Origin of the sequence: Micromonospora sp. NPDC049047 (assembly GCF_040649135.1) — a bacterium.
Lineage (GTDB): Bacteria > Actinomycetota > Actinomycetes > Mycobacteriales > Micromonosporaceae > Micromonospora.
The window spans coordinates 142,617-155,143 of record NZ_JBEZEY010000015.1; the positions used below are offsets into that span (position 1 = coordinate 142,617).

A 12,527-nucleotide genomic window follows, 5' to 3' on the forward strand; every position below is an offset into this window, starting at 1 on the left:
AGGAGATGCGATGGCGCGTCGCACCGGCCGGCCTTCCTATCTGTCGGACAAGGCCGACGTGAGTCGTCGCCGTACCACGCGCGTTGTGGCGGTCGCCGGGGCGATCGCACTGGTCACCGCCCTGGTGGGTGGGCTGATCGGCTACCAGGTGGGTCGACCGGACGCCACCGAGGCGTCCATCGCGTCCCTTAAACAGGCCGAGGCGAAGCGGGACGCCCAGCAGATCGTGGAGTTGACGGAGACGGCTCGCCGGGTCAGCGACCAGATCGCTCCCATCCTGACCGCCCTCAAGGCGGACACGTCGGCCGGGCGCGCGCCGGATCCGGAGCAGGCCAAGCGGTGGCAGGAGAGCCTGCGTCAGGCGGCCGAGCCGTTCGCCGACCCGCCCTCGGGGACCACCGCCACGAACGTGGCGCGGGGTGGGCTGCGGGGCGCAATTCAGCAGGCGGCCCTGGCCGTCGACACCTACGCGCTGGCCGCTACCGTCCCGGCGGCACAGCGCGCCGCCCTGTTGGCCGTCACCGCCCGACAGGCGGCCGAGGCCGTCACGGGCTGGTCGGTCGCGGCGACCCAGCTCGACCAGGTCAGCGTCGACGCCGGCCACGGCCATCAGCACGTGTTTCTCAGCACAGACCCGGAAGGGGCAGCCTTCACCCCGGACGGGGCGGCCGAGGGGACCGGCGGTTGACGCCTTGTTCCGGATCGACTGTCCGGTTCTGCGTCGGCCGATGGTCGCCCACCGGTCTGCCGACTCGGTGCGGTCTGGGACCGGCGGCCTGAATCAGGTACCGTCGCCTGTCTCAAGTCTCAGCACCAACCTGGCTTCCGGTGACCGGTGAGCCGAACCGGAGGGACACAGCCATGAGGTTCCAGAACGCTGTCCGGCAGGCCGGACTCGTCGTGGCGGTCGCCGCCCTCGCCGTCACCGCGGGATGTGCCAAGAAGGACGACAGTGAGGTCCAGGCGAGCGGGGTCAAGCTGGTTGAGGCGGGCAAGCTGACCGTCTGCACCCACCTGCCGTATCCGCCGTTCCAGTCCAAGGACGCCAGCGGCACGGTGACCGGCTTCGACGTCGAGATCATGGATCTGGTGGCCAAGGATCTGGGCGTCCAGCAGACGATCATCGATACTCCGTTCGAGGGGATCAAGTCCGGTCAGGACCTGAACACCGGCAAGTGCGACGCGGCGGCCGCCGGCATGACGATCACTGCGGAGCGGCAGAAGGTGATGAACTTCTCCGACCCGTACTTCGACGCCACCCAGGCGTTGCTGGTGAAGACGGGTAAGGCGTACAAGTCGCTCGATGACCTCAGGGGCAGGAAGGTGGGCGTCCAGGCGGCCACCACCGGTCGGGACTACGCCAAGAAGTTCGAGGCGGAGAAGGGTCTCAAGCTCGTCGAGTTCGAGGACCTCGCCGCCGAGCAGCAGGCGGTCGCCAACGGCCAGGTCGAGGCCGCCATCAACGACCTGCCGGTCTGGAGTGAGTACCTCAAGAAGAACCCGGGCGGTTTCCAGGTGGCCGCCGAGTTCGACACCGGCGAGCAGTACGGCTTCTCGGTGAAGAAGGACGCCAACCCGGAACTGCTCAAGAAGATCAACGAGGCGCTGGCCAAGGCCAAGCAGGACGGCACCTACGACACGATCTACGAGAAGTGGATCGGCAAGCGGCCGAGCGCGTGATCGCAGCTCCCAGCAGCCTGGCGCGCGTCCCGCGCGCAAGGCGGGTCGATAACCTCCGGGAAGGCAACGAGCGAACGTGAAGCTGCGACGCCGCCAGCGGGAGCGGCTGTCCCTCGGGCTGCAGTACCTGGTCTTCATCGCCATCATCGCCGCGGTGTTCGTCGCCGCGGACTGGGACAGGTTGGCCGACGCGTTCTTCCGCGTCGACATCATCAAGTCGATGTTCCCGACGATCATCACCGTCGCGCTGCGCAACACAGTTCTCTACACGCTTGGCGCGTTCGCCTTCGGTCTTGTGTTCGGGACCATCCTCGCGCTGATGCGGCTCTCCCGGGTCGCCCCGTACCGCTGGCTGGCGACGGCCTACATCGAGCTGTTCCGGGGGCTGCCCGCGCTGCTGGTGCTCTTCCTCGTGGGGTACGGAATCCCGATCGCCTTTCCGGAGCGGGAGATTCCGGGCGGGGTGTTCGGCTCCATCGCGATCGGCCTCGGCCTGACCGCCGCGGCGTACATGGCGGAGACCATCCGGGCCGGCATCCAGGCCGTGCCGAAGGGGCAGATGGAGGCGGCTCGCACCCTCGGCATGTCGCACTTCACCGCCATGCGCACGATCGTCATCCCGCAGGCGTTCCGGATCGTGATACCGCCGCTGACGAACGAACTCATCCTGCTCACCAAGGACTCGTCGCTGGCGTACGTGTTGGGTGTGACGGCACAGACGATCGAGGTCACCAAGTTCGGTCGGGACATGCTCAACGACCGGGTGAACGCCACCCCGCTGCTGGTGGCCGGTCTCGCCTACCTGATCATCACCCTGCCGCTGTCCCAGCTGGTACGCCGTCTCGAACTCCGCTACGCCAAGGCCCGGTGACCCCATGACGAGCACTGCACCCCGCCCGGCCGTCGAGATCCGCGACCTGCACAAGTCCTTCGGGCCCCTCGAAGTGCTCAAGGGCATCGACTTCGAGGTCGGCCAGGGCGAGGTGGTCTGCGTGATCGGGCCGTCCGGGTCCGGCAAGTCGACGCTGCTGCGCTGCGTCGACCTGTTGGAGGAGCCGACGGCCGGCAGGATCTGGGTCAACGGGGTCGAGATGACCGACCCGGACGTTGAGATCGACGCGGTGCGCCGTGGCATCGGCATGGTCTTCCAGTCGTTCAACCTGTTTCCGCACCTGACCGTGCTGAACAACCTCACCATCGCCCAGCGTCGGGTGCTGCGCCGGGGCCGGGCCGAGGCGGAGCGCGTCGCTCGGGCCAACCTGGACCGGGTGGGGCTGACCGACAAGGCCGACGCCTTTCCGGCGCAGCTCTCCGGTGGGCAGCAGCAGCGGGCCGCGATCGCCCGGTCACTGTCGATGGAGCCGAAGCTGATGCTCTTCGACGAGCCGACCTCGGCGCTCGACCCGGAGTTGGTCGGTGACGTGCTCACCGTCATGCGCAAGCTGGCCGAGGACGGCATGACGATGATGGTGGTCACCCACGAGATGGCATTCGCCCGCGACGTGGCCGACCGGGTCGTGTTCATGGACGGCGGTGTGGTGGTCGAGCAGGGGCCGCCGCAGGAGGTGCTCGGCGACCCGAAGCACGAACGGACCCGCGCGTTCCTCTCCCGGGTCCTCGACCCGACCCGGGTCGCGCAGCTCGGTCAGCCCGACCAGCCGCCGCAGCCGCCGAGCCGGCCGGCCGACGACCACCAGCTCTGACGATCCCTTCCGTACGGCTGTCCGCCGGGCTGCCTCAGCACTGAGTCAGCCCGGCGTCGTTGCTGCGCCCACCACCGGTGAGCCCGCCAGGATTCCTGGTCGAGCCGGCCGACGGACTGTGTGTCAGGATCATGTCAATCGAACGCCGTCGTGATGTCAAGGTAATCTTTTTGCAATCAGACCTGGACTTTCGTCGATGGACTACATAAGTTTCAGACATCCACCGAAAGCTCTGAGTCTTCCGAGCAAAGTCCGCGACGAGCCTCACCTCAGTCGTGCTGCCGCCCCGTGCTCGGCGGTCATTGCACCCTGCCCTCGTCGCGTCTTCGCCCGGTCGGGAACGGAGACCCATGGACGATCACGGCCTTGGCTCCCATCGTCACCTGTCCCGCAGATCCCTGATCGCCACCGGTGCGCTGGCCGCCGGTGCGCTGGGGGCCGCCGCCCCCGCGATCGGCAGCACGTTCGGAGGTAGCCCCGCACAGGCTGCCGCCGGCGTCACGAAGAAGGTCACCATCTACGCCGAGCAATTGCCCGACGGCCTGTTCGGCTACGGCCTGGCGCCCGGCCAGGCCACCGTGCCGGGTCCGCTGCTGGAGATGTACGAGGGTGACACCCTGGAGATCACCCTGGTCAACACCACAGGTCAGCGGCTCTCCATCCATCCGCACGGGGTGGACTACAGCACCGATTCCGACGGCAGCCCGCTGAACGCCTCGTTCAACAACCCCGGCGAAACGCGTACGTACGTCTGGCGCTCGCGGGAGATGGTGGCCGCGTCGGGTCGCCGGTACCTGCCGGGCAGCGCCGGCTACTGGCACTACCACGACCACGCCATGGGCACCGACCACGGCAGCGCCGGAGTGGCCAAGGGGCTGTACGGCGCGCTTGTCGTCCGCCGACGCGGCGACATCCTGCCGGAGAAGCAGTTCACAGTGGTGTTCCACGACATGCTGATCAACAACCGGATGGCACCGGACACGCCCATGTTCGAGGCGAACCTGGGCCAGCGGGTGGAGTGGATCGCCATCGGGCACGGCAACCTGTTCCACACCTTCCACCTGCACGCCCACCGCTGGGCGGACAACCGCACCGGAATGCTTGAGGGGCCGGCCGACCCGAGCCTGGTCATCGACAACAAGGACCTCAATCCGGGCAGCTCGTTCGGCTTCCAGGTGCTGGCCGGAGAGGGCGTCGGACCCGGGGCGTGGATGTACCACTGCCACGTGCAGACGCACTCCGACGGCGGCATGGCCGGGATCTTCCTGGTGCGCAACGCCGACGGCAGCATGCCGCCGGGTGCCGAGGAGGCGATCCACCGGTTCCAGGGCCACACCCACACGCACGGAAGCTGACCCAACCGAAAGTGGGGACGGGGATGACCAGACAACCACGACGAGTCCTGGCCGCGATGGCGGCCTTCGCGGCACTGATCCCGGCGTCGACGGCGGCAGCCGCACCGGGAGCGGTGGCCGCGCCACGGCCGGCAGCCGCCCCGCAGGCGGCGCAGCAGACAGCGGTCCTCGTGTTCCACGGTCCGGTGGCCGAGCAGCAGGACCCGGTTTCCCGAGCGGTGGACACCATCAAGCAGCTTGGTGCCGCTCATGACATCGATGTCACGGCCACCACGGATCCGGCCGCCTTCACCACTGCCGGGCTGTCCGCGTACCGCAGCGTGGTCTTCCTCTCCGCGACGGGCGCCGCGCTCAACCGCGACCAGGAGTCGGCGCTGCAGAGCTACCTGAAGGCCGGCGGCGGCTTCGTCGGCATCGCCGACGCCGCCCGCGCCCAGGTCGACTCGGCCTGGTTCACCGGTCTGATCGGCACCCGCCCGGCGGGCGCCATCCCGGTGGCCGAGCCGGTGGCCGCGGTGACCGCCAGCGGCGAGAACCCGCCGAGCGAGACCAAGGAGAAGCTGACCGACGGCGACGCCAACACCAAGTGGCTGGTCCGCACCCCGACCGGGTGGGTGGCCTACCAACTGGCCGCCCCCAAGCGGATCACCGGGTACGCGCTGACGTCGGCGAACGACTCCGCCGGCCGGGACCCGAAGGACTGGACCCTGCAGGGCTCCAACGACGGGCAGAACTGGTCCGATCTGGACCGGCGCACCGGCCAGAGCTTCCCGGACCGGTTCCAGACCCGCCGGTTCGACATCGCCACACCGCAGGAGTTCACCCGCTACCGGTTGAACATCACCGCGAACAGCGGGGAGCCGCTGGTCCAGCTCGCCGACCTGCGCCTGTTCACGGGCAGCACCACCGCGCCCGAGCCGCCGGCGGTGAACCGCGCGGTGGTCGACATCCTGGACCGGAAACATCCGGCCACGGCGTCGCTGCCGCTGACCATCACCCGCTCCGACCGTTGGGAGAACTGGGACCCGAACCCGATCGGCACCGTGCACACGCTCGCCCAGGTCGAGGAGCGGCACTACAACCCGGGGCCGGCCGCCAACGGCGCCTTCCACCCGGTGTCCTGGTGCCGGGACTACGACGGTGGTCGATCGTTCTACACCGGCATGGGCCACACCGAGGGCAGCTACGGTGAGGAGGCGTTCCGCGCCCACCTCGTCGGGGCGCTCAACTGGACCACCGGTCGGGTCCGCGGCGACTGCCAGGCCACGATCGCGGCGAACTACAAGGTGGAGCGGCTCACCGCGGCCAACCAGACCGGTCAGCTCGACCAGATCGGCGAACCGCACGGGCTGACCATCGCCCCGGACGGCACTGTCTTCTACGTCGGCAAGGCGGCCTGCCCGACCGGCCCGATCGCGGACTGGAACGACCCGAACGTCGGTAAGGGCTGCGGCACCATCCACTCCTGGGACCCCCGGACGAAGCAGGTGAAGCTGCTCACCACCCTGGAGGTGATGGGCAACCGGGGCAGCGGCTCCGAGTTGGTGAAGAACGAGGAGGGCCTGCTCGGCATCGTGCCCGACCCGAAGTTCGCCGACAACGGCTGGCTCTACGTCTACTGGATGCCGCACGAGTCGATCGACCGGGTGCAGCGGGTCGGGCAGCGCACCGTCTCCCGGTTCACCTACGACCGCGAGGCGCAGACCATCGACCAGGCCACCCGCAAGGACCTGCTGAAGTTCCCGGTGCAGATCCACAGCTGCTGCCACGCCGGTGGCGGCATGGCGTTCGACGCCAAGGGCAACCTCTACGTCGGCTCCGGCGACAACAACTCCTCCGAGGGGTCGCAGGGCTACTCCGGCAACAACTGGACCCAGGAGTACCAGGGCATCTCCTTCCAGGACGCCCGCCGTACCTCGGGTAACACGAACGACCTCGCCGGCAAGATCATCCGGATCCACCCGGAGGCGGACGGCACGTACACCATTCCCGAGGGGAACCTCTTCCCGCCGGGCACCGAGAAGACCCGTCCGGAGATCTACGTGATGGGCGTGCGCAACATCGCCCGACTCCAGGTCGACCCGGAGCACCAGTGGCTGACCGCCGGCTGGGTCGGCCCGGACGCCGCCTCGCCCAGCCCCACTCTCGGCCCGGCCAAGTACGAGACGGCCACCATCATCACCTCGGCCGGTAACCAGGGCTGGCCGTACTGCATGGGCAACCGGCAGCCGTACCGGGATCGCAGCAGCACCGACGCGAGCGTGCTCACCGGCTGGTACGACTGCGCCAACCTGAAGAACGAGTCCCCGCGCAACACCGGGCTGGTGGACATCCCGGCGGCCCGGGACAACATGATCTGGTATTCGCCGGACGGCGGCGGCCCGGTCTTCCCCAAGCGCACCGACGGCAGCGGCCTGCCCACCTACGTCGCGGCCGACGCCACCTACACGCAGCCGTACCTGCGCGGCGGCGGGCAGGCCATCATGTCCGGCCCCACCTACCACCGCGACCGGGTCGACCCGAACAGCACGGTGGCGTGGCCGGCGTACTGGGACGAGAAGTGGTTCATCGGCGACCAGTCGAACGCCGCCAACCGGGTCGCGGTCACCGTCGACCCGGCCGGGGTGCCGACGGCGACCCCGCCGGTCTACGCCGAGACGCTGCGCGCCATCATCCCCAGCGGTAACGGCGACACCCGGCTGCAGAGCTGGATGGACGCCAAGTTCGGTCCGGACGGCGCGCTCTACCTGCTCGACTACGGCGGCGGGTTCTTCAGCCTGCACCCCAACCAGAAGCTCATCCGGATCACCTACACCGGCGGTGCGCCCACCCCGGCACCCGCGGCGAACTCCGTGGCGGTACAGAACAAGCCACTGACCATCGCCTTCGACGGCGCGCGTTCCGGCGGCGTCGGCCACCGGTGGGAGTTCGGCGACGGCGCCACGTCGACCGAGGCGAACCCCCGGCACACGTACGCCAAGGTCGGCACCTACACCGCGAAACTCACAGTCACGTACGCCGACGGTGAGAAGGCGACGGTGCAGACGACTGTCACTGTGGGCTGCGCGGTGCCGGACGACCGGCCGAACGTGTGGCTCGGCGACACGGACACCGGGGTGCCCAGCCGCACTGTCGGGCAGGGCTGCACTGTCAACGACCTGATCGACGACGAGAGCGCCTGGGCCGACCACGACAGCTTCGTCCGGCACGTGACCGGGGTGACCCGCGCGCTCCAGGACGACGGTCTGCTCAACGCCCGTGAGAGCGGCACCCTGACCCGGCTGGCCGCCGCGTCCGAGATCGGGCGCACCGGCCACACCGGGTACGAGCCGCTCTTCGACGGCACCGCCGAGTCACTGCTCGGCTGGCAACAGGCACCCACGGGATCCTTCAGCATCCAGTCGGACGGTGCACTGCGTTCGAGCGGCGGGCTGGGCATGCTCTGGCACACCAAGGAACTTGGCGACTTCTCGCTGCGGCTCCAGTTCAAGGACATCGCCCCCGGTACCGGGCGGGCCAACACGGGCGTCTTCATCCGGTTCCCGGACCTGCGAACCCCCCTTGAGCAGCGCCCGCCGGACAGTTGCGGCACCGTCGGGTCGGCCCGGACCTCGACGGCCTGGATGGCGATCTACTGCGGACACGAGATCCAGATCTACGACGGTGACACCGGTGAGCCGCAGAAGACCGGCTCGGTCTACAACTTCGACCCGGTGCCGCTCGCCCAGGCCCGCATCACCCCGAAGAACGAGTGGAACGACTACGAGATCCGCGTGGTCGGCCAGCACTACACGATGATTCGCAACGGCGTGGTGATCAACGAGTTCGACAACACGCCGGGCAAGCAGTCCTCCCGTGCCGGCGATCCGCCGACCGACCTGCGGCAGTTCCTGCGTGGCTTCATCGGTCTGCAGAACCACGGTGACAACGACCTGGCCGAGTTCCGCAACATCCGCGTGCGGGAACTCTAGGAGAAACGATGACCCGACGACTCACGGCCGCGCTGTCGGCGCTGCTGCTCACGGTGATCCCGTTGGCCGCGACGCCCGCCTCCGCCGCCCCACGCGTCGCCGCGGACCAGGTGTTGACCTGGACCGCGGACGACAACACCACCCGCTACAAGTCCGCCCCCACCCAGGCGGTGGCCGGCGCCGCCACGATCATCTGGGAGAACAGCGCGGCCACCGGCAACACCACCGGGATGCCGCACACGCTCACCTTCGACACCAGCAGCGAGGGCTACAACCACGACGTCACGATCAACATCCTGGCCAACCCGTTCGACGCCACCGACGGCCGGCACCAGGTGAGCGTCAACCTGACCCCGGGCCGGTACCGCTACTTCTGCTCGATCCCGGGCCACAGCCAGATGGTCGGCGAACTGGTGGTCACCGACGGGGGAGGGGGCGGCGACACCACAGCGCCGACGGTCGACGCCGCCGTCTCGGGCGACCGTGACGGCGACGGCAACTACCTCGGTGCGGCCACTGTGACAGTGACCGCCACCGACGCCGACTCCGGCGTGCAGAGCGTCGAGTACCAGGTCGACGACACCGGCTTCGAGCCGTACACCGAGCCGGTGCGGGTGACCGCGGTCGGCGACCACTCGGTGCAGTTCCGGGCCACCGACCAGGCCGGCAACACCAGCGCGGTCGGGTCGGTGTCGTTCCGGATCGTCGAGCCGGGGGAGCAGGACACCACCGCGCCGGAGGTCACTGCCGTGCTGGCCGGCGACCGCGACGGTGACGGCAACTTCGTCGGTACGGCCACCGCCACGCTGACCGCCACCGACGCCGGATCCGGGGTCGCCACCATCGAGTACGCGCTGGACGGGGCAGCCTTCGCCGCGTACACGAACCCGATCGCCGTGACCACTGTGGGCATGCACATGCTGCACTACCGGGCCACCGACGTCGCCGGGAACACCTCGGCCGAGCAGATGGCCCACTTCACAGTCGTCGAGCCGCAGGCCGAGGACACCACCCCACCCACTGTCGCCGCCACGGTGGCGGGTGACCGGAACGACGACGGCGCGTACGTCGGCGGCGCGACGGTCACCGTCACCGCCACCGATGACGGCTCGGGTGTGGCGTCGATCGAGTACGCGCTCGACGCCGGGGCCTGGACCGCGTACTCCGCTCCGGTCACCGTTCGCGCCACCGGAGCGCACACAGTGCGCTTCCGGGCGACCGACACCGCGGGAAACTCGGCGGCCGAGCAGGCCACCACGTTCACAGTGGTGGCCGACGGCACCGACGCCTGCCCCGAGTCCGACACCCGGGCGACGGTGGTGATCGACGGTGACGACACAGGTGTTCGCAACGTCGACACCGGCGACGGCTGCACCATCAACGATCTGATCGACGAACACGCCGACTACCCCGACCACGCCGTCTTCGTCCGGCACGTCGAGGCGGTCACCCTCGCGTTGGTGACCGGCGGCACGCTCGACCGGCGGCAGCAGGGCGCCATCGTCCGGGCCGCGGCCCGATCGGACGTCGGCGCATGAGTCCTCGAACCTTCTCGACAGGGAGTACCACGATGCCCGGACGTACCGTCGCCAAGCTGGCCACCGTGACCGCCGTCATCGCCGCCTCGGTGCTGACCGTGGCGCCCACCGCCCACGCCGACCTGGTCACCCACTGCATCGGCACCGGCGGCGCGGTGACCGTGCCCAACGACCTGCTCGTGCCGGCCGGCGAGTCCTGCGCCCTCACCGGCACCACGATCACCGGCAACGTCACAGTCGCGGCCGGCGCCAACCTGGTGGTTGCCGGTGGCCGGGTCAGCGGTGAGGTACGCGTCGCCGCGGACGGCTACCTCGACGCCACCGAGACGACGATCGACGGTCAGGTGGTGCTGGCCGCCGGTGGCTACGGCGTCTTCTTCAAGGACGCCAGCAGCGGCAACGTGACGGTGCGGCCGAAGGGCACCGCGACGATCGACAGTTTCCTGTTCGTGGAGGAGTCGACGATCGCCGGGAGCGTCACCGTCGGCGCCGGCGAGGTCCGGCTCGACCGGGGCACCCAGGTGCTACGCAACCTCAGCAGCACCGGCACCTACTACACCGACCTGCACGACTCGTTCGTCGACGGCACCCTGTCGGTGCTCAACAGCGCCACCGGCAGCGTGGTGTGCGGCAGCGCGGTGCGCGGCAAGGCCACCTTCGCCGGCAACCTGGGTGGGGTGCAGGTCGGCCCGAACGGTGGGCTCGACAGTTGCGCCTCCGGTGGTTACTGGGGCGCGGACGTCAGCATCACCAACACCACAGGTGGGGTCACCGTGGACGACAACATCATCAACGGCCAGTTGACGGTGACGGGCAACGACCCGGCCGCCCAGGTGGCCGCGAACAACCGGATCCGTGGCGGCGTGACCGGCGATCAGGCGGCGGCGACCACCAACCGGGCCGCGCGGCTGGCCGCTCCGGTCCGGGAGGACGCCGGCGACCAGCGGGCCGAGGTCCGCCGTACCTCGGCGGTGCAGGAGGCCACCGCGGCCGGCGCGGCCCGGCTCTGACCGATCGACGCGGCGGTGGCCGGTCACCGTTGGGGTGGCCGGCCACCGCCGTCGGTAGTGCAGTTCGCGGAGGATGGCGTTGCGGCTCAGGGTGGCGCTGCGCGCCGCCACACCTGGCACCCCCGCGGGCGCGGCACGGGGCGGCGTCTCCCGCGAAGCACATCACCGTCGACACGGTCACCCACAAGGGCGCACTCGTCGCCGCGGTGGGCGTACCCGCAGTCCAGTCACCCGGCCGGAGTCGCGCTGGCCGAGGTGGTGTGGGGCTGCTGTGGAGCTGAATCGGCTGCGACATCGGACCGACCCGGCGTCGGCGGCTCCGCGTCGACGCCCCCACCGCCACACGACGGCGACCGACCACCTCGCGGGCTCTCGCCCGATTCGTTTACGACATCAGCTCCACAGGCACCGCCGGACATGCGGCCCCCTGATCCGGGTTGCCGTCTGCCCCGGCGGCCAGCGAATTCCTGAGCCTGGTGCGCAAGTAGGTCGTTGCGCGAGGGTGGTGCCGTCGAGGCGGGCAGCATCGTCGCCCCTACCGACCGGCCAGGGCGACGCGTACGACCAGCGCCACTAGCCGGACAGCGCGCGGGTCAACCCCCGGAGTCCCGGGCATCCGCTCGACTTCGGCAGGTCCGGATTGTTCCGCCCGTTCACCATCGTCTGATGTGGCCTTCTTAGGAAGATCTAGGACTCCATCAGACATAGGACTTCGTCCTGCGTCTATGTTCGATGCGTCGTGCGGCTTGTTGGCGTGGGCACGGGGGAGGTCCGGCGCGATGGCTGAGTTTCCGGGGCATTTGTTCAGGATGGATGGTGATCCGTCGGCGATTCGGTCGTCGGCGCGGCGGTGGTCTGGTTTTGGTTCGGCGGCGACGCAGGCGGCGGCACAGATCACGGGTTTGGATACGAGTCAGTTCGTGGGTCCGGAGGCGGATCTGTTCCGGGAGGGGCTGAATGCCCAGATGCCGGGGCATTTGCGGGTGACGGGTGATGCGTTTGGTCGGGTGTCGGCGGGGTTGGTGGCGTTCGCGGGTTCGTTGTCGTCGTTGCAGGATCGGATGCGTCCGGTGGCGCAGCGTGCGCCGGGGTTGTGGGCGGCCCTACAGGCCGCGCGGGGGCGCTCGGATCGGGCGAAGCAGGCGGATGAGCGGCATGAGCGGGAGGTCGCCGACCGGCCGCCGGAGCAGGCTGCTTCCGCGGAGCCGGACACGTATCGGTCGGATGCGGGGGCGGCGGGTGCGGCGTTGTCGCAGGCGCAGCGGGACTG

Annotated in this window: 9 protein-coding genes; all 9 read left to right on the forward strand. The window is 69.5% G+C overall.

Annotation, left to right across the window (positions count from 1 at the left end; genetic code table 11):
- Nucleotides 1-10 precede the first annotated feature (10 nt).
- Complete coding sequence (locus AB0B86_RS22860; protein WP_357413502.1) at nt 11-688, forward strand: hypothetical protein; 678 nt, start codon at nt 11-13, stop codon at nt 686-688.
- A gap of 173 nt (nt 689-861) precedes the next feature.
- Nucleotides 862-1,680 carry a basic amino acid ABC transporter substrate-binding protein gene (locus AB0B86_RS22865; protein WP_357413504.1) on the forward strand — a complete coding sequence of 273 codons (819 nt, stop codon included), beginning with the start codon at nt 862-864 and terminating at the stop codon, nt 1,678-1,680.
- A 76-nt stretch (nt 1,681-1,756) separates the two neighbouring features.
- Nucleotides 1,757-2,551: an amino acid ABC transporter permease gene (locus tag AB0B86_RS22870; protein ID WP_357413506.1), complete on the forward strand. Its 795-nt coding sequence runs from the start codon at nt 1,757-1,759 to the stop codon at nt 2,549-2,551.
- A gap of 4 nt (nt 2,552-2,555) precedes the next feature.
- Nucleotides 2,556-3,383: an amino acid ABC transporter ATP-binding protein gene (locus AB0B86_RS22875; protein ID WP_357413507.1), complete on the forward strand. Its 828-nt coding sequence runs from the start codon at nt 2,556-2,558 to the stop codon at nt 3,381-3,383.
- 350 nt (nt 3,384-3,733) lie between these two features.
- Nucleotides 3,734-4,738 (forward strand): multicopper oxidase domain-containing protein, encoded by a 1,005-nt coding sequence (locus AB0B86_RS22880; protein ID WP_357413509.1) that lies wholly within the window; start codon nt 3,734-3,736, stop codon nt 4,736-4,738.
- 23 nt (nt 4,739-4,761) lie between these two features.
- Nucleotides 4,762-8,709, forward strand: coding sequence for a ThuA domain-containing protein (locus tag AB0B86_RS22885; protein WP_357419793.1), 3,948 nt, complete (start codon nt 4,762-4,764; stop codon nt 8,707-8,709).
- Nucleotides 8,710-8,717: 8 nt separating this feature from the next.
- The gene (locus tag AB0B86_RS22890) at nt 8,718-10,247 is read left to right on the forward strand and encodes a chitobiase/beta-hexosaminidase C-terminal domain-containing protein (protein ID WP_357413513.1); all 1,530 of its coding nucleotides are present in this window, start codon (nt 8,718-8,720) and stop codon (nt 10,245-10,247) included.
- Nucleotides 10,248-10,279: 32 nt separating this feature from the next.
- Nucleotides 10,280-11,257: a hypothetical protein gene (locus tag AB0B86_RS22895; protein WP_357413515.1), complete on the forward strand. Its 978-nt coding sequence runs from the start codon at nt 10,280-10,282 to the stop codon at nt 11,255-11,257.
- 779 nt (nt 11,258-12,036) lie between these two features.
- The coding region (locus AB0B86_RS22900; protein WP_357419794.1) for a putative T7SS-secreted protein at nt 12,037-12,527 on the forward strand (491 nt) is incomplete at its 3' end.

Excerpts from the sequence above, each read along its gene's own strand:
- AB0B86_RS22860 (WP_357413502.1), top strand. The coding sequence starts at position 11 with ATGGCGCGTCGCACCGGCCGGCCTTCCTATCTGTCGGACAAGGCCGAC.
- AB0B86_RS22865 (WP_357413504.1), top strand. The coding sequence starts at position 862 with ATGAGGTTCCAGAACGCTGTCCGGCAGGCCGGACTCGTCGTGGCGGTC.
- AB0B86_RS22875 (WP_357413507.1), top strand. The coding sequence starts at position 2,556 with ATGACGAGCACTGCACCCCGCCCGGCCGTCGAGATCCGCGACCTGCAC.
- AB0B86_RS22880 (WP_357413509.1), top strand. The coding sequence starts at position 3,734 with ATGGACGATCACGGCCTTGGCTCCCATCGTCACCTGTCCCGCAGATCC.
- AB0B86_RS22885 (WP_357419793.1), top strand. The coding sequence starts at position 4,762 with ATGACCAGACAACCACGACGAGTCCTGGCCGCGATGGCGGCCTTCGCG.
- AB0B86_RS22890 (WP_357413513.1), top strand. The coding sequence starts at position 8,718 with ATGACCCGACGACTCACGGCCGCGCTGTCGGCGCTGCTGCTCACGGTG.
- AB0B86_RS22895 (WP_357413515.1), top strand. The coding sequence starts at position 10,280 with ATGCCCGGACGTACCGTCGCCAAGCTGGCCACCGTGACCGCCGTCATC.